Below are 22,503 nucleotides of genomic sequence, written 5' to 3'. Positions count from 1 at the left end.
GCCGACGCGTTTTCCGCCATAATCTGCGTCTTCGTCTTGAGACGCCGGTTTTCCGGTCCGCTACGAGTCGAAGATCAAGCCCAGGTGGTGAAACAGGTAGACGCAGGGGACTCAAAATCCCCCGCCGCAAGGCGTGCCGGTTCGAGTCCGGCCCTGGGCACCAGAATTCAGCTTCAGTTCGCTTCACCCCGACAAACCCGCGTTCATCTGTCCGATGCCGCGGGTTTTGTGTTTTCTGCGGTCCACATGCGGTCGTCAGCGCAGACCTTCCGCAGGCCATGGGAATTCGCGCGAACGCAAAAAAGCCGGAATCGCCTCACGGCAAATCCGGCTTCACTCTTCCTCGGTCAAACGATCCGACGATCAGACGCGCTCGACATCAACGCGCCCGCTAAAGCATCAGTTGGGCTCAGCGCCCGCTCGCCGCTCCCGCGAGCCCACGCGCGGCCGCGCGCCGGCGCTTCACCACATAGCCTGCCCACATCACGACGAGCCACACGGGCACGAGCATCACCGACACGTTGAGTCCTGGCGTCATCGCGAGGATCACGAGAATCATCGCCATGAACGCGAGACAGATCCAGTTGCCGAGCGGGAACCACAGCGACTTGAACACGAGTTTCTCGCCGTTCGCGACCATCGCGCGACGCGACTTCAGATGCGTCAGGCTGATCAGCGACCAGTTCAGCACCAGCGCGGCCACGACGAGCGCCATCAGCACGTCCAGCGCCTTGGCAGGAATCAGATAGTTGATGATCACGCAAGCAAACGTCGCCAGCGCGGACAGCCCGATCGCCATATACGGCACGCCGCGGCCGTCGACCTTCAGCAGCACGCGCGGCGCATTGCCCTGCTCGGCAAGACCGTACAGCATGCGACTGTTCGCATAGACGCCGCTGTTGTACACGGACAGCGCCGCCGTCAACACGACCACGTTCAGAACATTCGCCGTCAGGCCCGCGCCAATCTGCGAGAAGATCATCACGAACGGACTGCCGCCCGCCGCCACCTGATTCCACGGATACAGCGACAGCAGCACGACCAGCGAACAGATGTAGAAAATCAGAATCCGGTAAATCACCTGATTCACGGCCTTCGGAATGCTCTTTTGCGGCTCGTCGGCTTCCGCCGCCGTGATGCCGATCAGCTCCAGCCCGCCGAACGAAAACATGATCACGGCGAGCATCATGAAGAGGCCGCTGAAGCCGTGCGGGAAGAAGCCGCCGTCGGCCCACAGGTTCGTGATCGACGCCTGCGGACCGCCGTGGCCGCTAATCAGCAGATAGCCGCCGAACAGGATCATGCCGATCACGGCCACGACCTTGATGATCGCAAACCAGAACTCGGTTTCGCCGTACGCCTTGACGTTCGCGAGGTTGATCGCGTTGATGACGACGAAGCAGACGAGCGCCGAGACCCATGTCGGCACGCCCGGCCACCAGAAATGCACGTAGGTGCCGACGGCCGTCAGTTCGGCCATGCTGACGAGCACGTACAGCACCCAGTAGTTCCAGCCCGACAGGAAACCCGGGAAATCGCCCCAGTACTTGTACGCGAAGTGGCTGAACGAGCCAGCGACGGGCTCCTGCGCAACCATTTCGCCGAGCTGGCGCATGATGAGGAACGCGATGAAACCACCGATCGCGTAACCGAGGATCATCGACGGCCCCGCCGCCTTCAGTACGCCCGCCGATCCGAGAAAGAGGCCCGTGCCGATCGCGCCGCCCAGCGCGATCAGCTGGATATGCCGGTTCTTCAGCCCACGCTGGAGGCCGTCATGGTGTTGTTCGTTGCTCAAAATGTCTCGCTCCACTGCATTGAAATCCACGCGGCACGCACGAAACGCGGCCAGAAAAACCGTAAATTGTACCCTCCTGCGACGTGCCCACAGAACGGGCGCGCGCAACCGCGTTGCGTGGAATTTGCATTGCGCCGCCGATGCCGCCGCGCACGCGCGCCACCCACCCGCCAACGCACCGTCCAACGTGTCCGAAATTACCTTTAGATAGCGGTTGTCACCCTGCTTGCCGGTCGGTATGTTCCGAGAATCCGGTCCAGCCGATGATGGAGTCGCCATGTCGCCGAAACGTCTGCTCTATGCCGTTCTCCTTGGCGTCTGCATCGCCGCCTCCGGCGTACACGCCCAGACCGGACAACCCGCGCCGCAGCCTGCGCCCGATACGTCGGGAGCGCCTGCCCCAGCCGCCCCGGACGCCGAGACATCGCCAGCGCCCGCGGCCGCGCCATCTGCCGCCGCGCCTTCCACGGAGCAGGCCTCTTCTCCTGCCCCTGCTTCCGCCCCCGCGCCTCGACCCGCCGCCGCTTATACCGCGCCGCCCGCCGGCCCCGTGCAGAACATCGTGCTCGTGCATGGCGCGTTCGTCGACGGATCGAGCTGGAACGGCGTCATCGAACGGCTCCAGAAAAAGGGCTATCGCGTGGCGTCCGTGCAGATTCCGCTGACGTCGCTCGCCGACGATGTCGCCGCAACCAAACGCGTGCTCGCCCGGCTATCCGGGCCGACCGTGCTGGTCGGTCATTCGTGGGGCGGCGTGGTGATCACGGAGGCGGGTTCGGGACCGGACGCATCGAAGGTGGTCGGCCTCGTCTACGTGGCGGCGATCGCGCCCGACGTCGGCGAATCGACGGGCGACGTGCTCAAGCGCGGCCCGCAGATGCCCATCGGCTCGGCGATGACGAAAGACGCCACCGGCTTCCTCTGGCTCGACCCGGCGAAATACCACAGCGATTTCGCCGCCGATGTGCCCGAAAACCTCACCCGCGTGCTCGTCGCCGCGCAGCAGCCGATTGCGGGCAAGGCGTTCGAGGAGCGCGTGACGCAGGCCGCGTGGCGCTACAAGCCATCGTGGTACATCGTGACGACGCGCGACCGCGCCGTATCGCCGGAAATCCAGCGCTGGATGGCCCATCGGATCGGCGCGACCATCGTCGAAACGCCGTCGAGCCATCTCGTGTCCGTCGCTCACGCGGGCGCGACGGCCGATGCGATCGCCCGCGCGGCGAAGGAATTCGGCAAGGAGTGACGGGCTCGTGAAAAACGCGCGCACGGCGCGGATCACGAGGAGAGGGCGGCCGCATCGTCAGGAATCCGCGCGAGCCGCGCGACAGGCGACATCACGATGATCCACGCCTGCACGACGAAGCCGAGCGCGGCCACGACGAGGCACGCGTCCATCCCGTAACGCGCGCTGACGACCGCGCCCAGCAGCGCGCCGAGCGGCCGCGCGCCGTATGTCGCCGTGCTGTTGAGCGCCGACACGCGGCCCATCATGTTCGCAGGCGTGATCGCCTGACGCAGCGTCGTCGAGCCGACGGTCCACAGGATCGGCCCCGCGCCCAGCAGAAAGAAGCTCGCCGCCGCGAGCCAGAACGACGGCACGGCGAGCGTCGCGACCATCGTCAGCGAAGCGGCCAGCCCGCAAAACGGCCCGACGATCAACGTGCGCCCGAACGCCACCCGCCGCGCGACGGACGGCGCGGCCAGCGCGCCGCACACCATGCCGACGCCATACGCGCCGAGCGTCACGCCGATCGCCGATGCGCTCAGCCCGAGCCGATGCACCGCATACGGCACATAGACCGCCTGCAGCGTGAAAAAGCCGATGTTGAAGAACACGGCTGTCGCGAGCATCGGCCGCAGCAACTCGTCGCCGATCACGAAGCGCGCGCCTTCGCGCAACTCGGCCATGAAGTGACGCGCGGCGCCGACGACGCGCGGCGGCTCGCGCAATCCGGCGAGCAACACGGCCGCGAGCGCCGACAGCGCGGCCGCGCAGCCATACGCCCAACCCGCGCCGATCCAGCCGACCAGCAGCCCGCCCAACGCCGGCCCCGCCGAATAGGCGACGCTGCGCGCAAGCTCGATGCGTCCGTTCGCGGCGGGCAGCGCGTCGCGCGTCACGAGCGCGGGGACCAATGCGGGCGCGGCGACGCTGTACGCCACCGTGCCCGTCGCGCCGAGAAAGCCGAGCGCGGCGAGCAGCGGCAGCGTCAGTCCATGCGACAGCACGAGCAGCAACACGCTCGCCATCGCCAGCGCGCGCACGCTCTCCGAGACGGCCATCAGCGTGCGGCGCGAACGGCGGTCGGCAACGACGCCGAGCGGTATCGACAGCAACAGGAACGGCAGCGTCTGCGCCGTTTGCAGAAGCCCCGTGTCGCGGGCCGTCGCGCCCAGCGTGAACACGGCAACGAGGGGCGCCGCGGCGAGACTGATCTGCTCGGCGGATTGCGCGATCAGGTTCGACCACGCGAGCTGATGGAACGACGCGGACAGGCTGGCGCCGGCAATGGGCAAGCGAAAGCGGGAAAGGCGGGAACGCATCGGAGGGCTCCGTGACGCGGTGACGAGAAGTCCATCGTCGCGTTTTCGGCCTGTCCGGGCGCTCCGCTTCTTGCTGTGTGATTCCTTTTCTACGCTCCGGCGCTTCGCTCGCCACGAAGGCGCGCACGGGATTTAAGGCGCGTACGACGACGCCATCCCGCTCTCGAGCCCATGCTCCAGCGTCGTGCGGATCGCCGCGAGTCCACGGCCGAGCGCATCGAGCGACGCCGCGCCGCTCATGCAGATGCGGATCGCGTGCGGCGCGGCGTTGCGGCCGATCACGAAGCTGTCGGCCGTCTTGACGAGCACGCCCTCCTGCCGCAGCGCCGCTGCGAACTCCGCCGCGCGCCACGGTTCGGGCAGCGACAGCCACAGATGCGAGCTGGTCGGCGCGCGCCGGTATGCGATGCCTGCGAGCGCGTCGTTGGCGATTGCGTGCTCCGCGTCGATCCGCGCGCGTTGCAAACCGTTGAGCCGCTCCATCTCGCCGCTTTCGATCCAGCGCGACACGATCTCCGCCATCAGCGGCGCGGTCATCCAGCAGTCACTGCGGATCACGGCGGCGATCTTCGAGCACCACGCGCTCGGCGCCTGCAGATAGCCGACGCGCAGACCCGGCGCGACGGACTTCGACAACCCCGCGATCAGAAACGCCTGCTCCGGCATGCGCACCGACAGCGGCTCGGGCGGCAACTCCAGCAGCATCGCCGGAACGATGTCCTCGATCAGCAGCACGCCGTGCCGTTGCAGGATTTCCGCGACGGCGTCGCGCCGTGGTCCCGACATCGTCGCCGTCGTTGGATTGTGGATGGTCGGCACGCAGAAGATCGCGCGCGGATGGAGCGACTTGCACGCGAGCTCCAGCGCCGCGGGCACGAGCCCTTCCTGATCGATCTCGACACCGACGAGATGCAGCCGCAATTGCCGCGCGAGCGCGATGATCCCCGGATAGCTGACCACTTCGGCGAGCACCGTATCGCCCGGACGCGTGACGGCGCGCAGCACCGATGCGAGCGCATGCTGCGCGCCTTGCGTGACGAGCACGCGCGCGGCGCTCGCCGGGCTGCCCGCGCGCCCGAGCCACGCCGCGCCTGCAAGGCGATGGCGCATCGAGCCCGCTTCGGGCGCGTATTGAAGCAGCTCGGTCGTGAGGCGCTGGTCGGTGGCAATTTCGGCGAGCGTCGCGCACAACGCGGCCGCCTCTTCCGTCGACTGCGGCACGTTCTGGCCGAGATCGATCAGCGGCGGCGCGCCGTTCGCGCCCAGGCGCTGCGCCGCATGACCGTTGGCCGCAGCCGGCAGTTCCCGGGCGCGTGCCTGCGCGACATACGTGCCGTCGCCGACGCGCGCATTCGCAAGCCCCTGGCGCTCCAGTTCGGCATAAGCACGGCTGATCGTGCCCGTCGTCACATGCAGCTCGCTTGCGAGCGAGCGGTGCGGCGGCAACTTTTCGCCGGCGGGCAGTTGCCCGTTCATGATGGCCTGCGCGAACGCGCGCGCAATGACCTGGTATTTCGGTTCGCTGCCCGCCTCGATTCTCGGCAGCCAGGCATTCATCGCCATGATGCGACGGTCTCCGTGAGTCTGTTGAGTTGTGTCATTCGGATGATACGCACCGCACATCCCGAAATTGGATGCGGTCATTTACTTTAATTGAAGCGATTGAGTTGCCCGTAATGGCTTCATAGCATGGCGTCATTCTTTGCCCTTCGACATGCATTGCATAGCGTCTTGCATGCGGCACTGCGGCATTCAGCATAGGTGGGAGCAAGTGTGAAAGCACCGCTCCCGCCGACACAGGAGGAGACGCCTGATGGATCGCGAAGCAAGCCAGGCCGCGCAAACGGCCCGGATTACCCGGATCGACGTGACGCACCATCAGCTGGTGCTCGATCCGCCGTTCCCCGCGTCCTGGGATAGCCAGCCGCGCCGCAAATTCCCGGCGACGATCGTGCGCGTGCATGACGACGCGGGCCGCGTCGGCCTCGGTTCCGGCGACGCGATGTATGGCTTCGCGGACTATCAGCACCTTTTCATCGGCACCGATCCGCTCGATCTCGCGCGCCACAGCGGAGTGCTCGACAACATCGGCTTTCACGCAGGCCGACCGTGGCCGCTCGATATCGCGCTATGGGATCTCGCCGGGAAAATCCGTGGCGAGCCGTGCTGGCAGATGGCGGGCGGCCGCAGCAGGCGGATTCGAGCGTATGCGTCGAGCGGCGTGCATCGCCGTCCCGACGAGATGGCGCGACTGGCGCTGCATGTCGCCGAGCGCGGCTTTCCGGCGCTGAAGATCCGCTTTGGCCGCGCGCATCTGAAAGACGATTTCGCGGTGCTCGCCGCCGTGCGCCAAGCCGTCGGCGACCGGCTCGAATTGATGGTCGACTGCAACCAGGGCTGGCGCATGCCGTGGGACACGGCCGCGCCGTGGACTTTCGACGAGGCGCTCGCCGTCGCGCGCGAACTGGAACAGCATTGCGTCTACTGGATGGAAGAGCCGCTGCATCGCGGCGACTACGACGGCCATGCGCGGCTGCGTCAAGCGGTGTCGCCCGCGTTGCGCATCGCCGGCGGCGAGATGACGCGCGAGCGCTACGAGTTCGATCAGCTCCTCGCGCGCGATTGCCTCGACATATTTCAGCCCGACGTCGCGTGCTCGCTCGGCATGGAAGGGCTGCGCAGGCTCGCGCAGGCCGTCGAGGCGCGCGGCAAGGTGTTCACGCCGCACACGTGGGGCAACGGCATCGGTCTTGCCGCAAACCTGCATCTGACGGCGGGCGCCGCGAGCGCGCCGTTCATCGAGTTCCCGTACGACCCGCCCGAATGGTCGATCGAGCGCCGCGACTTCATGCTGAGGAATCCCATCGATATCGACAGCGAAGGCTGGATCACGCTTTCCGATGCGCCGGGCCTCGGCCTCTCGATCGACGAAGACATCCTGGCCGCGACGCTCAGCGCACGCAGCACCTACGGCTGACGCTACCGGCCCGCAGCAGCAACGCACTACCCGACAAGGCGCTCCACGACGGCGCCCAGCATCGAATCACATAAACGGAGACAACCATGCAGATCAAATCCTTGATGCGCGCGGCCACAGTCGCGCTTGCGGCCAGCGCGTTATGGCCCGCCGCCGCTCATGCCGGCAGCTGGTGTTCGAGCGGCAAGACCGTGCGCTTTGCGGGCGTCACGTGGGAGAGCGGCGCGTTCACGTCGGAAGTTTTGCGCTTCATCACCGAGAAGGGCTACGGCTGCAAGACGGACACGGTGCCCGGCAACACGGCCGCGACGGAAACGGCCCTGTCGCGCGACGATCTGCAGGTGTGGTCCGAGCAATGGACGGGCCGCTCGGAAATCGTCGCGAAGGCCGTCGCCGATGGCCACGTGAAGCTGCTCGGCGACACGCTGCCGGGCGGCACCAACGAAGGCTGGTTCGTGCCCGAGTACGTCGTGAAGGGCGACGCGAAGCGCAACATCAAGCCGCTCGCGCCGAATCTCGTTTCGGTGACGGACCTGCCGAAGTACAAGAGCGTCTTCGAAGACGATGAAGAGCCGGGCAAGGGCCGATTCCTGAACTGTCCGTCGGGCTGGGACTGCGAGCGCGTGAACCGGCGTCTGCTGAAGACGTTGAATCTCGACGACTCGTATACCGACTTCCGCCCCGGCACGGGCGCGGCGCTCGATGCCGCGATCGCGTCGGCCTACGAGCGCGGCAAGCCGATCCTCTTCTACTACTGGGAGCCCGCCGCGCTGATGGCGAAGTACAAGTTCGTCCAGTTGAAGATGCCGCCGTTCAGCCAGAAGTGCTGGGACACGCTGCGCGCGGACAACAGCGCGTCGCAATGCGCGTCGTCGTATCTCGTGTCGCATCTGAAGGTCGGCGTGTCGACGCCGTTCTATCAGGCCGAGCCGCAATTGATGGACACGTACTCGAAGGTCAGCTTCCCGATGGACTTTCTGAACAAGACCATCCTCGACATGACGAGCAAGAAGATCGACGGCCAGACGATGGCCAAGCAGTTCCTGCGCGAGCATCCGGAAATGTGGAAGGCCTGGGTGCCGACCGACGTTGCGCAGAAGGTTCAGGCCGCGCTTGCCGGCGCCTGAGATTCGCAGCGACGCGTCATGAAGCATCGGAGGGTTTCATCATGAACTCGATCTTCCTGCATCTGTCGATCGCCGATTGGGTGAACGACCATGTGCAGTCGTTCGTCGCCGCGTACGGCGACAGCTTTCACGATTTCAGCACGGCCGTCTTGCGCGACGTGCTGGTGCCGCTCGAAGGCGCGCTGCGCGCGATGCCGCCGTGGCTGATCCTCGTCGCCGTCGGGCTGCTCACGCTGAACGCGACGCGGCGCATCGGCGTCGCGGCGCTCTTCGTGCTGCTGCTCTATGTGATCGGCTGCTTCGGGCTGTGGGACAAGCTGATGCAAACCCTCGCGCTAATGCTCGTCGCAACGGTGCTGTCCGTCGTGCTCGGCGTGCCGCTCGGCATCTGGGCGTCGCGCAGTCCGTGGATGCGGCGCGTCCTATTGCCCGTGCTCGACATCATGCAGACGCTGCCGAGCTTCGTGTATCTGATTCCCGTGTTGATGCTGTTCGGTCTCGGCAAGGTGCCCGCGATTCTCGCGACGATCATCTACGCGCTGCCGCCGCTGATCCGCCTCACCGATCTCGGCATTCGCCACGTCGATGCCGACGTCGTCGAGGCGGCGCGCGCGTTCGGCACGACGCGCTGGCAACTGCTCGTCAACGTGCAGTTGCCGCTCGCGCGGCCGAGCATCATGGCGGGCATCAACCAGACGACGATGATGGCGCTGTCGATGGTCGTGATCGCGTCGATGATCGGCTCGCGCGGACTCGGTGAAGACGTGCTCGCGGGCATCCAGACACTCGACATCGGCAAGGGCATGCAGGCGGGCATCGCGATCGTGATTCTCGCGATCGTCATCGACCGCATCAGCCAGGGATACGGCCAGGACCGGCGCACGCGGCGGCTCGTCGCGCAGAGGCGCAAGGCGAAGGCGACTTCGCGCATCCCTTATCGAACGGCAGGCTCGCCGCGCAATGAGGCATCGGCGGCAACGGGCAGCAAAAGCGCCGCGCAGAGCGGTCTCGAAACCCGCGCGGCGGATTGACGGAGGGCACGGACATGTCATCGATCGAAGTCAGAAACGTGTACAAGCTCTTCGGCCCGGAAGCGGGACACCGGCGCGTGCTCGACCTGCTGAAGAGCGGCCGGACCAAGGCCGACGTGCTCGCGCAAACGGGCTGCAACGTGGGGCTCAACGACGTGAGCCTGCACATCGGCTCGGGCGAAATCTACGTGATCATGGGCCTGTCGGGCTCGGGCAAGTCGACGCTCGTGCGCCACTTCAACCGGCTGATCGAACCGACGTCGGGCGAGATCGTCATCGACGGTTCGGACGTCATCAAGCTCGACGCGCACGGCCTGCGCGAGCTTCGCCGCTACAAGGTGAGCATGGTGTTCCAGAACTTCGGGCTGCTGCCGCATCAAACGGTGCTCGACAACACCGCTTACGCGCTGCGCACGCGCGGCGAGCGCAAGTCCGACGCGAACGAGAAAGCGCGCATGTGGCTCGGCAAGGTCGGACTCGACGGTTATGGCGACCACTATCCGGACGAGCTGTCGGGCGGCATGCGTCAGCGCGTCGGACTGGCGCGCGCGCTCGCCGCCGATACCGACGTGCTGCTGATGGACGAAGCGTTCTCCGCGCTCGATCCGCTGATCCGCACGGAAATGCAGGATCAGCTGCTGCAATTGCAGGCGACGCTCAACAAGACAATCGTGTTCATCACGCACGATCTGGACGAAGCGCTGCGCATCGGCAATCGCATTGCGATCCTGCGCGACGGCACGCTGGTGCAGGAAGGCACGCCGGACGAAATTCTCACGAAGCCCGCCGACGACTACGTCGCGCGTTTCGTCGAACGGCGGTCGGGCGCGCATTGAGCGTGTGCGCCGCGTGCCGCGTGCGTGTGTCTCACGCGAGCGGGGCAAGGCGGCAAAGGCGGCGGGTAGAATGCACGCGATGTCGGCGTTCCTCGATGCTCGGGGGCGCCGTCGTCGTCTGATGCATCGCGGCTTGTGGCCGCCCTCTGCCTGTTCCAATGAATCTCGAAAGCGTTCTCTTTTCCCAAGGTTTCGGCTCGCGCCGACAGTGCCGCGCATTGATCGCGGGCGGCCGCGTGTCGATCGGCGGCTCGACGATCGACGATCCCAACGCCGATGTCGCGACCGACGCGCTCACGTTCGATGTCGACGGCACGCCGTGGCCGTATCGCGAACGCGCGTACATCGTGCTCAACAAGCCGGCGGGTTATGAGTGCTCGCGCGAGCCGCAGCATCATCTGAGCGTCTTCGACCTGCTGCCCGCGCAATTCGCGACGCGCGGCGTACAGTGCGTCGGGCGGCTCGATCAGGACACCACGGGGCTTCTGCTGCTGTCCGACGACGGCCAGTTCGTCCATGCGTACACGTCGCCGAAACGCAAGGTGCCAAAGGTCTATCTGGCGACGACGCGTCATCCCCTCGACGACGCGCAGCTCGCCGCGCTGCGCGAAGGCGTGATGCTGCATGGCGAAGCGAAGCCGGTCGCGGCCGTCGCGGCCCATGCGCGCGGCGAGCACGAACTCGAGCTGACCGTGCTGGAAGGCAAGTACCACCAGGTCAAGCGGATGGTCGCAGCGGCGGGCAATCGCGTGGAAGCGCTGCGTCGCGAACGGATCGGCGGACTTGCGCTGCCCGCTTCGCTTGCCGAAGGCGCGTGGCAATGGCTCGATGAGGCCGCCCTCGAATCGCTGCGTGTCGCATAAGCGACGCGTTCGCGCCCGCCCGCTTTCAGATGCGCTGACCCTGCGTTGGGTTGCGAACAAAGCGGCGACGAAAGCCTGTCTGAGCGCTGCGACGCAGCATGCGTGGTACGAACGCCCGTCCTATACTCGTACTAACAAACATTACAAAGCAGGCAAGGAGGCGCCATGGTCATCTACGGCAACCTGGCGGTTTCGTATGGGATGGTCGCGATCATCTGCTTCGCGATGCTGCTTGTCGGCGGCCTGGTGGCCGTCATGCACGTGCGGCACAAGTACGCGCCCAATCTGATCGCAGCGCTGATCGGCGCAATCTGCTGCTTCCTGCTGCTGGAGGCGCTGCCTGCCCTCACCTGACGGCTTCGCGGTCTCACGAACGCGCTCGCTGCTCTTCGCGGCATCGCTGCGTGCAGCCGTGTGTGGCTGCGTTCACACGCGACGGGCAGCCGTGCGCAAGAAATCATCGACGCTCGGATAGCGCAGCTTCACGCGCAACTCGCGCTTGAGCCGGCCGTTGATGAGCCGCCGCGACTCGCGCATGAACGACAGCATCATCGGTTCGAGTTGCCGCTCCGCTTCGTCGCGCGTGATGCGCGGCGCCCGCTCGACGCCGTACGCGTCCGCGACCCGGTCGAAGTACGCGCCCATCTTCAGCGTCGTGTCATCGGATGCGTGGATCACGCGCGACGGACGGCCGTGCGTCGCCATGCGCAGCAGGATTGCGGCGAGGTCGTCGGCGTGAATGTGATTCGTGTACACGTCGTCGGCATCGACGAGCGCGGGCGTGCGCCTCTCGAGCCGCGCAAGCGGCAGCCGGTTGCCCGCGTAGATGCCCGGAATGCGCGCGATGCTCGCCGTAATCGCACGCCGCGTGGCCGCGCGCCGCAACTGCGTCTCCGCCGACACGCGGCGCTTCGCGCGCTCGTTCGCGGGCGCGATGGGACGCGTTTCATCGAGCCACGCGCCGCCGCAATCGCCATAGACACCCGTCGTGCTCGCGTAGACAATGCGCGGACGCACGCTCGCGTAGTGTCCAGCCCTAAGGGGCGGGATACCCCCGTCGGGTACAATAACGGATGTTTTGCGAGCACGAATGCCTTGCTGCGCGGACCTGAGCCGCCCCGTCGCCCGTGCTTCGACATGGCGGGCATGCGCGATGCGCGGCGTGGTCAGCGTGGCGATCAGCGAGCGCGTGCGCATGTCGATGTCGCCCGTCTTTTGCGGCGGCGCGAGATGCAGCACGGTCGGCGCAAGGCCCGCGAGACGCCAGAGGCTCTTGCGCGCGTCGAGATCTCCGACGATCGGCGTCACGCCCGCCGCGCGCAGTTCGTCGCGGCGCTCGGCGTGATGCGTGAGCGCATAGAGGCGCGCGCGCCGTTGCAACTGCTGCACGCAGCGCATGCCGACATCGCCGCAACCGACGATCAGCACGCGCGGTCTGCGCAAGTTTCGTGTCGCTTTCATCGTGGACGCATTGTAGCCGCGATCCATGGTACGCACCGATCGACTCTCTGTACTCAAACTTCGAACGACCTATGGCATTTAACGTAACGCTCCGGCAAAGCGGCCGGCAGTTTCAGGTGGAACCCGATGAACCCGTGCTGACGGCGGCCCTTCGCCAGGGCATCGGTTTGCCGTACGGCTGCAAGAACGGCGCATGTGGCTCGTGCAAGGGCACGGTCGTTGCCGGCGAAATCGAACAGCGCGCGCACTCGTCGTCGGCGCTGTCGAACGACGAGAAGACGCGCGGCATGGCCCTCTTCTGCTGCGCGACGGCCTGCACGGACCTCGAAGTCGACATCCGCGAAGTGACGGGCATCGGCGACGTGCAGATCAAGAAGCTGCCGTGCCGCGTGAATTCGATCGAGCGCAAGGCCGACGACGTCGTCGTGCTGAAGCTGCAACTGCCCGCGAACGAGCGCCTGCAATACATGGCCGGCCAGTATCTCGAGTTCATCCTGAAGGACGGCAAGCGCCGCAGCTACTCGATGGCGAACGCGCCGCATACGGAAGGCCCGATCGAACTGCATATCCGTCACATGTCTGGCGGCGCGTTCACCGATCACGTGTTCAACACGATGAAGGAGCGCGACATCCTGCGCTTCGAGGCACCGCTCGGCACGTTCTTCCTGCGCGAAGAATCGGACAAGCCGATCATCCTGCTCGCCTCGGGTACGGGCTTTGCGCCGCTGAAGGCGATCGTCGAGCATGCCGTCTTCAAGAACATCACGCGCCCGATGACGCTGTACTGGGGCGCTCGCCGCAAGAAAGACCTGTACATGATGGATCTCGCCGAGCAATGGGCGCGCGACATCCCGAACTTCAGGTTCGTGCCCGTGCTCTCCGAACCCGATGCGAGCGACGCATGGACGGACCGCACCGGCTTCGTTCATCGCGCCGTCATCGAAGATCTGCCAGACTTGTCGGCGTATCAGGTGTATGCGTGCGGCGCGCCTGTGATGGTCGAATCCGCGCAGCGCGATTTCACGCAGCATCATCGCCTGCCCGAAGACGAGTTCTACGCGGATTCGTTCACGAGCGCAGCCGATCTCGCAAACCCCGTGTGATCGTTGCGTCGTCATCCTGCGTGAACGAATCGGCTGGCAATGCGTGAAGACTTGCAAATTGCTGGTTTACACGGGCGCCGGCCTTGTCGTATTCTTTCGCGCATGAACCGCATCCTGTCCGAACTTCGACGTCGCCGCTCGCTGCTCCCATAGGGGCGCCGCTGGCTTCGTCACGGTTTGCGCGTATCAGTTCAGTATCACGCGCACGCAGTTCAAATCACGAAAGCCACGGCATGCCGTGGCTTTTTTGTTTTCCGTCGCTGCTTTGACGTTCTATCGATGACGTTCTATCGATGAAGTGCCGTTGAACACGTTGTTGAGCACGTGCACTCGCCGGCGTTTTTTCTCCGTTGCTGGGCCATTTTGTCCGAGGCGGTTTCTTATCCCTGTTTGCCTGGAGCCTGTAGCCATGAACTTCAATGAGTACCCGATCGATTCGCTGATGTACATCACGAACCGGCCCGAAATCGTTTTCACGCACGGCAAAGGCTCGTGGCTCTACGACAACGAAGGCAAGCGATATCTCGACTTCATCCAGGGCTGGGCCGTGAACAGCCTCGGCCACTGCAACGAAGGCATGATCGAAGCGCTCACGCACCAGGCACGCACGCTGATCAACCCGTCGCCGGCGTTCTACAACGAGCCGATGGCCAAGCTCGCCAGCCTGCTCACGCAACACAGCTGCTTCGACAAGGTGTTCTTCACGAACAGCGGCGCCGAAGCGAACGAAGGCGCGATCAAGCTCGCGCGCAAGTGGGGCAAGAAATTCAAGAATGGCGCGTATGAAATCATCACGTTCGATCACAGCTTCCACGGACGAACGCTCGCGACGATGTCGGCGAGCGGCAAGCCGGGATGGGACACGATCTACGCACCGCAGGTGCCCGGCTTCCCGAAAGCGGATCTGAACGATATCGCGTCCGTCGAGAAGCTGATCGGCGACAAGACGGTCGCCGTGATGCTCGAACCGATCCAGGGCGAAGGCGGCGTGATTCCCGCAACGCGCGAATTCATGCAGCAGCTGCGCGAGCTGACGAAGAAGCACAACCTGCTCCTGATCGTCGATGAAGTGCAAAGCGGTTGCGGCCGCGCGGGGACGCTGTTCGCGTACGAGCTGTCGGGTATCGAGCCCGACGTGATGACGCTTGCGAAGGGCATCGGCGGCGGCGTGCCGCTCGGCGCGCTGCTATGCACGAAGGAAGCCGAAGTGTTCGAAGCGGGTGAACAGGGCGGCACGTACAACGGCAATCCGCTGATGACGGCAGTCGGCTATTCGGTGATCTCGCAACTGACGGCGCCCGGCTTCCTCGATGGCGTGAAGGCACGCGGCGAATATCTGCGCGCGAAGCTGCTCGAGCTGTCGGAAGAGCGCGGCTTTGGGGGCGAGCGCGGCGAAGGTCTGCTGCGCGCGCTGCTGCTCGGCAAGGACATCGGCAACCAGATCGTCGAAAAGGCGCGCCTGATGCAGCCGGACGGCCTGCTGCTCAACGCCGCGCGTCCGAATCTGCTGCGCTTCATGCCGGCGCTCAACGTGACGACGGAAGAAATCGACCAGATGATGTCGATGCTGCGCTCGATTCTGGACACGCTGTGACGGCTGCATCGTCACTGGCTGCTTCGTCACTGTCTATCCGCTGCTTCGACGCGGCCGATATGGATGCCGTCGTCGCGCTGTGGACCGACGCGTTCCCGGAGTACAAGGACGCGAGCAGGCCGCAGCGCAATCCGCATCTGTCTATCGCGAACAAGCTCGCGACACAGCCCGAGCTGTTCTTTGTCGCGGCGATGGATGCGCGCATCGTCGGCACCGTGATGGCCGGCTACGACGGGCATCGCGGCTGGCTGTACTCGCTCGCGGTCGACCCGACGCAACGGCGTCAGGGCATCGGCACGCGGCTGGTGCGTCACGCGGAAGCGGCGTTGACGGCGCGCGGCTGTCCGAAGGTCAATCTTCAGGTGCTGAGCGCGAAGGCCGACGTGCGTGCTTTCTACGAATCGCTCGGCTATCGCGCCGATGAAGTCATCAGCCTCGGCAAGCGGCTCGGCGCGTTGGCTTGAGTGTGGCTTGAGCGCTTGCATCGCCGCGCGTTGAATCGCTGAAAACACGAAGGCCGCACGCTGACGCATGCGGCCTTTGTTTATTGCGCGTTGCCGTTGACTACAACCGGTCCACGAGACTCACTCGCCGAGATACGCGGCGCGCACCTTCGGATCGTCGAGCATCTGCTTCGCGTCACCCGACATCGTGACCGTGCCCGAATCCATCACGTAGCCACGATCCGCTGCCTGCAACGCGAGACGCGCGTTCTGCTCGACCAGCATCACCGTGATGCCTTCCTTCGAGATCTCGCGCACCACTTCGAAGATCTTCTCGACCATGATCGGCGACAGACCCATCGATGGTTCATCCAGCAGCAGCAGCTTCGGCTTCGAGATGACGGCGCGCGCCATCGCGAGCATCTGCTGTTCGCCGCCCGACAGCGTGCCTGCAAGCTGCGTTGCCCGTTCTTTCAGGCGCGGAAAGAAGCCGAACATGCGCTCGACGTCCTTCTTGATGCCATCCGTATCGTTGCGCAGATACGCGCCCATCTGCATGTTCTCGACAATCGACATGCGCGCGAAAATGCCCCGGCCTTCCGGCACCATCGCAAGGCCGCGCTTGAGCAACTCGTGCGGCGGCACGCCCTTGATCGACTGGCCCATGTATTCGATGTCGCCGGCCGAGTAAGGCTTGAGGCCCGTGATCGCTTTCATCGTCGTCGTCTTGCCTGCGCCGTTCGCGCCGATCAGCGTGACGAGTTCGCCCTGCGCGATTTCAAGGTCGACACCCTTGACGGCCTGAATGCCGCCGTAGTTGACCTGCAGGCCCTTGATTTTCAACATTGCCGTAGCCATCAGTGGACCCCCGCACCGAGATAAGCCTCGATCACCTTCGGGTCCTTCTGCACGTCCTGCGGCAGACCTTCGGCGATCACCTTGCCATAGTCGAGCACTGTCATCCGATTGCACAGGCCCATCACCAGTTTCACGTCGTGCTCGATCAGCAGAATCGTCTTGCCGTCACTGCGGATCTTGTCGAGCAGCTTCGTCAGTTCGACTTTTTCCGTCGCGTTCATGCCGGCAGCCGGTTCGTCGAGCGCGAGCAGCTTCGGATCGGTCGCCAGCGCGCGCGCGATTTCCAGACGGCGCTGGTGGCCGTACGACAGATTGCGCGACGTATAGTCCGCGTATTGCAGCACGCCGACGTACTCCAGAAGTTCCAGCGCGCGCTCCTTGATTTCGCGCTCTTCCTGACGCTCAGCGGGCGTCTGGAACACAGCGCCGAGCAGACCGTGCTTCGTGCGCACGTGACGGCCGACCATCACGTTTTCCAGCGCGGTCATGCCGCCGAACAGACGGATGTTCTGGAACGTACGCGCAATGCCTGCCTTCGCCACCTGATACACGGCCGTCGGCGTATACGCCGTGCCGTCGAGCTTGAACTCGCCCGAGTCCGGCGTATAGAGGCCCGTGATCACATTGAAGAACGTGGTCTTGCCGGCGCCGTTCGGGCCGATCAGACCGTAGATGGAGCCCTCCTCGATTTCGAGCCCGACATCCGACAGCGCCTGCAGGCCGCCGAAGCGCTTGTTCACGCCCTTCACGGACAGACGGATTTGTTTGTCGCTCATATCTTTCACTCCTGTCCTGTCCGTTACGCGCGCACCGGCTTCTTGCCGTTGCGCTTCGCCAGTTTCGCGATCTTGTCCTCATGCTTCGGCGACGGCCACAGGCCTTCCGAGCGGTACAGCATGATCAGCACCATCGCGAGTGCGTAGACGAGCTGACGGATCACTTCCGTATCGACGATCTCATGACCGAAGAGCATGTTTTGCAGCGGACCCATCGTCGAGCGCAGGAATTCCGGCAGCACGGCGAGCAACACGGCGCCGAGAATCACGCCCGGGATGTGGCCCATGCCGCCCAGCACGACGCACGCGAGCACGACGATCGATTCCGGCAGCGTGAACGATTCCGGCGACACGAAGCCCTGGAACATACCGAACATCGCGCCCGACAGGCCGCCGAACGACGCGCCCATCGCGAACGCGAGCAGCTTCACGTCACGCGTGTTGATACCCATCGCCTTCGCGGCGATTTCATCTTCGCGGATCGCGGCCCATGCGCGGCCGATGCGCGAGTGCTGCAGACGCGTACACACCCAGATCACCAGCAGCGCGCACAGCACGAACACGTAGTAGTACGAGTACACCGACGGGAACTGGAAGCCGAACAGCGAGTGCGACTGCGAGAGGCTGAAGTCGCCGACGTGGATCGGATCGATGCCCGTGATGCCCTTCGGGCCGTTCGTGATGTTCGCCGGACGGTCGAGGTTGTTCAGGAAGATCCGGACGATTTCCCCGAAGCCCAACGTCACGATCGCGAGGTAGTCGCCACGCAGACGCAGCGTCGGCGCACCGAGAATCACGCCGAAGAACGCGGCAATCGCCATCGCGATCGGCACGATGATCCAGAACGGCGTGTGCAGGCCGCCCGGCGCGAGATGCGCGATCCATTCGAACTGCGTCGACAGGTGCGGCGAGCTCAGCAGTGCCGCCGTGTAGGCGCCCACTGCGTAGAACGCGATGTAGCCCAGGTCCAGCAGGCCGGCAAAGCCGACCACCACGTTCAGACCCAGCGCGAGCATCACGTACAGCATCGCGAAGTCGAGCACGCGGACCCAGTAGTTGCCGCCTGCCGTGCCGATGATCATCGGCGCAGCGATCACGAACACGGCGGTGAGAATGCCCACCGTCAGCGTTTTCGTCATGTTGCGTTCGGGGACGAGCGTCGTGGACGGCTCGATCGGTTGAATTGAGGTCATTGTGTTTACTCCTTTCCCTTACGCACGATCCGCAACACGTTCGCCGAGCAGGCCCGACGGACGGAACACCAGCACGATGATCAGCACGATGAATGCGAACACGTCCTGATAGTTACTGCCGAACACGCCACCCGTCAGGTTGCCGATGTAGCCCGCGCCCAGCTGTTCGATCAGGCCGAGAATCACGCCGCCGACCATCGCGCCGCCCAGGTTGCCGATACCGCCGAGCACGGCTGCCGTGAACGCCTTCAGGCCGGGGATGAAGCCCATATAGAAGTGCGCGTTGCCGTATTCCGACGCGATCATCACGCCCGCCAGCGCAGCCAGCGCCGAGCCAATCATGAAAGTCGCCGAGATCACGAAGTTCGGGTTCACGCCCATCAGCGAGGCGACGCCCGGGTTCTCGGCGATCGCGCGCATCGCGCGGCCGAGCTTCGTCTTGTGCACGAGCAGCAGGAGGCCCGCCATCACGAGGAACGCCACGACGATGATCACGATTTCAGTCATCGAGATCACGGCGCCCGGCGTCGTGTCCGTGGCCTTGATCACGTTGAGGGGATCGGTCGGCAGAAGCTGCGGGAACGGCAGCGGGTTGCGCGACCAGATCATCATCGCGAGCGTTTGCAGCAGGATCGACACGCCGATTGCGGTGATCAGCGGGGCGAGACGCGGCGCTTTGCGCAGCGGCCGGTACGCGACGCGCTCGATCGTGTAGCCCACCACTGCGCACACCACGGCGGCAATGGCCAGCGCGATGCACAGCGTCGGCACGTTGCCGAGACCGGGGAAGTGGTTCTGCAACACACCGATGCAGGACAGGGCAACCATCGCCCCCACCATCAGGATGTCGCCGTGCGCGAAGTTGATGATGCCGAGAATGCCGTACACCATCGTATAGCCGAGTGCAATGATGGCGTAGACACTGCCAAGCACCAGCCCGTTGAGAACCTGCTGGATGAAAATATCCATTTAATGCTCCTTAGCCCGTGCGACTGGATTCGCGCTCTTCATCTGCCGGTTGGCGCTGATGCTTCGCGGAATCGCAACGGCACTGCGGGTACTGATATAAAAGACCGGTAAGGGTTATTTCCATCGAGCGTTCGTGGTCGCTGGGTTGCAGCGGCAGTCGCACTCGACGCGGATGCAAAAACGGCACCGTCGGATGGTCCGGTGCCGTCAGGCTGTACGTCCCGTCATTACATCTTCACGACATCGAGGACGGCTTTCTTGCCGTCCTTGAAGTCGTAAAGCGTAATAGCGCCTTCTTTCAAATCGCCCTTGTTGTCGAATGCGATGTGACCGATGACACCTGTGTAGTCGGTCGACGGCATCGCAGCGAGCACCTTGGACGGCTCGATCGAGTTGGCGCGCTTCATTGCATCGACGATCACGTACACAGCGTCATACGTGAACGGCGCGTAAATCTGCACCGGCGTGTGGAAGCGTGCGTCGTACTTCTTTTCGAAGTCCGCTCCCCTGTCCATCTTCGAAAGCGCAAGACCTGCTTCCGAACATACGAGGTTCTGAACGGCACTACCCGCCAGCTCCCCTACCTTGTCGGTGCACACGCCGTCGCCGCCAAGGATTTTTGCCCTGATTCCGAGCGCGGCTGCCTGTTTTGTGAACGGCCCGCCCGTTGCATCCATGCCGCCGAACATGATGGCGTCCGGCTGAGCACTTTTGATTTTGGTGAGAATGGCCCGGAAATCCGTGGCCCGGTCATTGGTCGCCTCGCGCGCGACGATCTTCGCGCCGCCCGCTTCGGCAGTCTTCGCGAATTCGTCAGCAAGACCCTTGCCATAGGCAGTCGCATCGTCGACGACGGCGATCCGTTTCGCGCCGAGTGACTTCGTCGCGTAGTTCGCCAGCGCCGGACCTTGCTGCTCATCGGTTGCGACGACCCGGAAGGTCGTCTTGAAACCCTGCTGCGTATAGGCCGGATTCGTCGAGGACGGCGAAATCTGCACGATGCCTGCGTCGCTATAGATTTTCGATGCGGGAATCGAGACACCCGAGTTCAGATGCCCGACCACGGCGACGACGCGGTCGTCGACCAGCTTCTGCGCGACTTGCGTGCCCGTTTTCGGGTCGCCTGCGTCGTCCTGCGCGTCGAGTTGAAGCTGGATCTTGCGGCCGTCTATGGTCAACCCCTGCGCGTTGATCTCCTCTGTCGCGAGACGCGCCCCGTTTTCATTGTCCTTTCCCAGATGCGCAATGCCGCCCGTCAACGGAGCCGCATGACCGATCTTCACGACAGTCACTTCGCTTGCAGGTGCCGACGCTGCCACTGCAGCCGACGCGCCCGTGCTTGCCTCGCCATCGTTTTTTTTGCTGCACGCGGTCAACATCGCGACCGCGGCCGCGATGGACACGGCACAAGCAAACTTGACTCGCATTAAATAGGTCTCCTGCGCCTTGCAAAATCTGGCGTTCCGAGGCCCTGAAGCCTTGAGAACGCGCGCATTGTAACTCCAATTATGCGACGGGCAATATTGTTGAATGCGCAGGGTTTTCCTGCATTGCAACCGCTTTTTGAGACCTCTAGCGCATGCAGATTGCAACCCGGTTGCGCCAGATTTTCGTGCACCAGTTGCACCATGAATGACGCTCCGCAACATCAGTTGTTGCATGGACGGCGCTCTGAGCCCTGTCGAGCGGACTTCGATACAAGGCGGCCTTGCGCCGGATCTCACGCCTGCAAATGCACCAAATTTGTGCGACTGATCTGTTAGCTGATCGTTCGTCTGATGTAAAACGGGGCGCGATCATTCATCTTAGGCCAGGATACGCCCCAAATGTCAAAAAGAATGTGCGTCCCGACACCGTGCATCTCGCCTTTTTCCGTGATATGACACCGTTTTCTCGTCGATTTTCGGCTTGTGCGGATACAAAAAAAGCGCGCCCGCGGCGCGCTTTTTCGATTGGGGTGGGTTCGTCAGGCCGGCAAACCGAGGCCGCGCGGCAGCGGAAAAGCGATGTTTTCCTCGATGCCTTCGAGCGCGCGCACGCTGCGCACGCCGAGTTCCCGCAGACGGCCGATCACGGCCTGCGCCAGCGCCTCGGGCGCCGATGCGCCAGCCGTCACGCCGATGCGGCGCTTATCCGCAACCCAGGCGGGATCGATCTGATCGGGCGAGTCCACCATATAGGCAGGCACGCCGAGTTTCTCTGCGAGTTCGCGCAGCCGGTTGGAATTCGAGCTGTTCGGGCTACCGACGACGATCACGACGTCGCATTGCGGCGCCATGAACTTGACGGCGTCCTGGCGGTTTTGCGTCGCGTAGCAGATGTCCTGCTTCTTCGGCTCCTTGATGTTCGGATACTTCGCCTTCAGCGCGGAGATGATCTGCGCGGCATCGTCGACGGACAGCGTCGTCTGCGTCACGTAGGCGATGCGCTCGGGGTCGGCGAGTTGCAGCGCCTGCACGTCCTCGATGTCTTCGACGAGATACATGCCTTCGCCCGTCTGCCCCATCGTGCCCTCGACTTCCGGATGGCCTTTGTGGCCGATCATCACGATGTCGAAGCCTTCCGCGCGCATTTTCGCGACTTCGATGTGCACCTTCGTGACGAGCGGACACGTCGCATCGTAGACGCGCAGCCCGCGCTCTTCGGCTTCGGCACGCACTGCCTTCGATACGCCGTGCGCGCTGAAGATCACCGTGCTGCCCGCGGGCACTTCTTCGAGCTGCTCGATGAAAATCGCGCCCTTCTTGCGCAGGTCTTCGACGACATACGCGTTGTGAACGATTTCGTGGCGCACGTAGATCGGCGAACCGTACAGCTTGATGGCGCGTTCGACGATCTCGATCGCCCGGTCGACGCCGGCGCAAAATCCGCGCGGTTGCGCAAGCAGGATTTCAGCTTCGGCGAGAGTCGTGTCCGTGATGCTCATG

20 protein-coding genes and 1 tRNA gene are annotated in these 22,503 nt (G+C 64.3%); 11 read left to right on the top strand and 10 right to left on the bottom strand.

The annotated features are described in order from the left end of the window. Positions 1-78: 78 nt before the first annotated feature. Positions 79-163, top strand: a tRNA-Leu gene (locus AABE10_RS07410). 246 nt (positions 164-409) lie between these two features. On the opposite strand, the gene AABE10_RS07405 is transcribed toward AABE10_RS07410, so the two are convergent. Continuing rightward, positions 410-1,798: an amino acid permease gene (locus tag AABE10_RS07405; RefSeq protein ID WP_342932631.1), complete on the bottom strand. Its 1,389-nt coding sequence runs from the start codon at positions 1,796-1,798 to the stop codon at positions 410-412. A gap of 277 nt (positions 1,799-2,075) precedes the next feature. Here AABE10_RS07405 and AABE10_RS07400 point away from each other — a divergent pair, with 277 nt between their 5' ends. Further along, the gene (locus tag AABE10_RS07400) at positions 2,076-3,044 is read left to right on the top strand and encodes an alpha/beta hydrolase (RefSeq protein ID WP_342932630.1); all 969 of its coding nucleotides are present in this window, start codon (positions 2,076-2,078) and stop codon (positions 3,042-3,044) included. Between the two features lie 32 nt (positions 3,045-3,076). Here AABE10_RS07400 and AABE10_RS07395 read toward each other — a convergent pair whose 3' ends face one another. Next, positions 3,077-4,345, bottom strand: coding sequence for an MFS transporter (locus tag AABE10_RS07395; RefSeq protein ID WP_342932629.1), 1,269 nt, complete (start codon positions 4,343-4,345; stop codon positions 3,077-3,079). Between the two features lie 132 nt (positions 4,346-4,477). Beyond that, positions 4,478-5,908 (bottom strand): PLP-dependent aminotransferase family protein, encoded by a 1,431-nt coding sequence (locus AABE10_RS07390; RefSeq protein WP_342932628.1) that lies wholly within the window; start codon positions 5,906-5,908, stop codon positions 4,478-4,480. A 250-nt stretch (positions 5,909-6,158) separates the two neighbouring features. Here AABE10_RS07390 and AABE10_RS07385 point away from each other — a divergent pair, with 250 nt between their 5' ends. The 6 genes from AABE10_RS07385 to AABE10_RS07360 all read left to right on the top strand — a co-directional run bounded on the left by AABE10_RS07385 (position 6,159) and on the right by AABE10_RS07360 (position 11,533). Further along, positions 6,159-7,322 (top strand): mandelate racemase/muconate lactonizing enzyme family protein, encoded by a 1,164-nt coding sequence (locus tag AABE10_RS07385; RefSeq protein ID WP_342932627.1) that lies wholly within the window; start codon positions 6,159-6,161, stop codon positions 7,320-7,322. An 86-nt stretch (positions 7,323-7,408) separates the two neighbouring features. Further along, the gene (locus tag AABE10_RS07380) at positions 7,409-8,449 is read left to right on the top strand and encodes an ABC transporter substrate-binding protein (protein WP_342932626.1); all 1,041 of its coding nucleotides are present in this window, start codon (positions 7,409-7,411) and stop codon (positions 8,447-8,449) included. A 41-nt stretch (positions 8,450-8,490) separates the two neighbouring features. Continuing rightward, on the top strand, positions 8,491-9,480 hold the full coding sequence (locus tag AABE10_RS07375; RefSeq protein WP_342932625.1) for a proline/glycine betaine ABC transporter permease: 990 nt from the start codon (positions 8,491-8,493) through the stop codon (positions 9,478-9,480). Between the two features lie 14 nt (positions 9,481-9,494). Next, on the top strand, positions 9,495-10,316 hold the full coding sequence (locus AABE10_RS07370) for a betaine/proline/choline family ABC transporter ATP-binding protein (RefSeq protein ID WP_342932624.1): 822 nt from the start codon (positions 9,495-9,497) through the stop codon (positions 10,314-10,316). 158 nt (positions 10,317-10,474) lie between these two features. After that, positions 10,475-11,179: a 16S rRNA pseudouridine(516) synthase gene (locus AABE10_RS07365; RefSeq protein ID WP_342932623.1), complete on the top strand. Its 705-nt coding sequence runs from the start codon at positions 10,475-10,477 to the stop codon at positions 11,177-11,179. Positions 11,180-11,344: 165 nt separating this feature from the next. Continuing rightward, positions 11,345-11,533, top strand: a complete 189-nt coding sequence (locus AABE10_RS07360) for a hypothetical protein (RefSeq protein WP_342932622.1) — start codon at positions 11,345-11,347, stop codon at positions 11,531-11,533. Positions 11,534-11,605: 72 nt separating this feature from the next. On the opposite strand, the gene AABE10_RS07355 is transcribed toward AABE10_RS07360, so the two are convergent. Continuing rightward, positions 11,606-12,640, bottom strand: a complete 1,035-nt coding sequence (locus AABE10_RS07355) for an NAD-binding protein (protein ID WP_342932621.1) — start codon at positions 12,638-12,640, stop codon at positions 11,606-11,608. A 71-nt stretch (positions 12,641-12,711) separates the two neighbouring features. Here AABE10_RS07355 and AABE10_RS07350 point away from each other — a divergent pair, with 71 nt between their 5' ends. The 3 genes from AABE10_RS07350 to AABE10_RS07340 all read left to right on the top strand — a co-directional run bounded on the left by AABE10_RS07350 (position 12,712) and on the right by AABE10_RS07340 (position 15,801). After that, positions 12,712-13,743, top strand: coding sequence for a CDP-6-deoxy-delta-3,4-glucoseen reductase (locus tag AABE10_RS07350; RefSeq protein ID WP_342932620.1), 1,032 nt, complete (start codon positions 12,712-12,714; stop codon positions 13,741-13,743). Positions 13,744-14,152: 409 nt separating this feature from the next. Continuing rightward, positions 14,153-15,337 carry an acetylornithine transaminase gene (locus AABE10_RS07345; protein ID WP_342932619.1) on the top strand — a complete coding sequence of 395 codons (1,185 nt, stop codon included), beginning with the start codon at positions 14,153-14,155 and terminating at the stop codon, positions 15,335-15,337. Next, positions 15,334-15,801 carry a GNAT family acetyltransferase gene (locus tag AABE10_RS07340; RefSeq protein ID WP_342932618.1) on the top strand — a complete coding sequence of 156 codons (468 nt, stop codon included), beginning with the start codon at positions 15,334-15,336 and terminating at the stop codon, positions 15,799-15,801. Before AABE10_RS07345 ends, AABE10_RS07340 begins: the two co-directional genes overlap by 4 nt. A 120-nt stretch (positions 15,802-15,921) precedes the next feature. Here the strand turns inward: AABE10_RS07340 and AABE10_RS07335 are convergent, their stop codons facing one another. From AABE10_RS07335 to ispH, 6 genes are all read right to left on the bottom strand, one after another. Beyond that, on the bottom strand, positions 15,922-16,638 hold the full coding sequence (locus tag AABE10_RS07335; RefSeq protein ID WP_152755622.1) for an ABC transporter ATP-binding protein: 717 nt from the start codon (positions 16,636-16,638) through the stop codon (positions 15,922-15,924). Then, positions 16,638-17,414 carry an ABC transporter ATP-binding protein gene (locus tag AABE10_RS07330; RefSeq protein WP_342932617.1) on the bottom strand — a complete coding sequence of 259 codons (777 nt, stop codon included), beginning with the start codon at positions 17,412-17,414 and terminating at the stop codon, positions 16,638-16,640. The genes AABE10_RS07335 and AABE10_RS07330 overlap by 1 nt, the downstream gene beginning before the upstream one ends. A gap of 23 nt (positions 17,415-17,437) precedes the next feature. After that, positions 17,438-18,607: an ABC transporter permease subunit gene (locus AABE10_RS07325; RefSeq protein WP_342932616.1), complete on the bottom strand. Its 1,170-nt coding sequence runs from the start codon at positions 18,605-18,607 to the stop codon at positions 17,438-17,440. Between the two features lie 18 nt (positions 18,608-18,625). Beyond that, on the bottom strand, positions 18,626-19,576 hold the full coding sequence (locus tag AABE10_RS07320) for a branched-chain amino acid ABC transporter permease (RefSeq protein ID WP_087733808.1): 951 nt from the start codon (positions 19,574-19,576) through the stop codon (positions 18,626-18,628). A 227-nt stretch (positions 19,577-19,803) separates the two neighbouring features. Further along, positions 19,804-21,003, bottom strand: coding sequence for a branched-chain amino acid ABC transporter substrate-binding protein (locus AABE10_RS07315; protein ID WP_342932615.1), 1,200 nt, complete (start codon positions 21,001-21,003; stop codon positions 19,804-19,806). Positions 21,004-21,542: 539 nt separating this feature from the next. After that, positions 21,543-22,502, bottom strand: a complete 960-nt coding sequence (ispH, locus tag AABE10_RS07310) for a 4-hydroxy-3-methylbut-2-enyl diphosphate reductase (protein ID WP_342932614.1) — start codon at positions 22,500-22,502, stop codon at positions 21,543-21,545. Position 22,503 lies beyond the last annotated feature (1 nt).

It is taken from the genome of Paraburkholderia diazotrophica (assembly GCF_038900755.1).
Classification (GTDB): Bacteria; Pseudomonadota; Gammaproteobacteria; order Burkholderiales; family Burkholderiaceae; genus Paraburkholderia; species Paraburkholderia diazotrophica_A.
The sequence above is the reverse complement of the archived record's forward strand: the minus strand, read 5'-3'. Positions and strand labels throughout refer to the sequence as shown.

Bases quoted from the DNA above. Each gene is read 5' to 3' on its own strand.
- AABE10_RS07400 (WP_342932630.1), top strand. From the start codon at position 2,076: ATGTCGCCGAAACGTCTGCTCTATGCCGTTCTCCTTGGCGTCTGCATC.
- AABE10_RS07395 (WP_342932629.1), bottom strand. From the start codon at position 4,345: ATGCGTTCCCGCCTTTCCCGCTTTCGCTTGCCCATTGCCGGCGCCAGC.
- AABE10_RS07390 (WP_342932628.1), bottom strand. From the start codon at position 5,908: ATGGCGATGAATGCCTGGCTGCCGAGAATCGAGGCGGGCAGCGAACCG.
- AABE10_RS07385 (WP_342932627.1), top strand. From the start codon at position 6,159: ATGGATCGCGAAGCAAGCCAGGCCGCGCAAACGGCCCGGATTACCCGG.
- AABE10_RS07380 (WP_342932626.1), top strand. From the start codon at position 7,409: ATGCAGATCAAATCCTTGATGCGCGCGGCCACAGTCGCGCTTGCGGCC.
- AABE10_RS07375 (WP_342932625.1), top strand. From the start codon at position 8,491: ATGAACTCGATCTTCCTGCATCTGTCGATCGCCGATTGGGTGAACGAC.
- AABE10_RS07370 (WP_342932624.1), top strand. From the start codon at position 9,495: ATGTCATCGATCGAAGTCAGAAACGTGTACAAGCTCTTCGGCCCGGAA.
- AABE10_RS07365 (WP_342932623.1), top strand. From the start codon at position 10,475: ATGAATCTCGAAAGCGTTCTCTTTTCCCAAGGTTTCGGCTCGCGCCGA.
- AABE10_RS07360 (WP_342932622.1), top strand. From the start codon at position 11,345: ATGGTCATCTACGGCAACCTGGCGGTTTCGTATGGGATGGTCGCGATC.
- AABE10_RS07355 (WP_342932621.1), bottom strand. From the start codon at position 12,640: ATGAAAGCGACACGAAACTTGCGCAGACCGCGCGTGCTGATCGTCGGT.
- AABE10_RS07350 (WP_342932620.1), top strand. From the start codon at position 12,712: ATGGCATTTAACGTAACGCTCCGGCAAAGCGGCCGGCAGTTTCAGGTG.
- AABE10_RS07345 (WP_342932619.1), top strand. From the start codon at position 14,153: ATGAACTTCAATGAGTACCCGATCGATTCGCTGATGTACATCACGAAC.
- AABE10_RS07335 (WP_152755622.1), bottom strand. From the start codon at position 16,638: ATGGCTACGGCAATGTTGAAAATCAAGGGCCTGCAGGTCAACTACGGC.
- AABE10_RS07330 (WP_342932617.1), bottom strand. From the start codon at position 17,414: ATGAGCGACAAACAAATCCGTCTGTCCGTGAAGGGCGTGAACAAGCGC.
- AABE10_RS07325 (WP_342932616.1), bottom strand. From the start codon at position 18,607: ATGACCTCAATTCAACCGATCGAGCCGTCCACGACGCTCGTCCCCGAA.
- AABE10_RS07320 (WP_087733808.1), bottom strand. From the start codon at position 19,576: ATGGATATTTTCATCCAGCAGGTTCTCAACGGGCTGGTGCTTGGCAGT.
- AABE10_RS07315 (WP_342932615.1), bottom strand. From the start codon at position 21,003: ATGCGAGTCAAGTTTGCTTGTGCCGTGTCCATCGCGGCCGCGGTCGCG.
- ispH (WP_342932614.1), bottom strand. From the start codon at position 22,502: ATGAGCATCACGGACACGACTCTCGCCGAAGCTGAAATCCTGCTTGCG.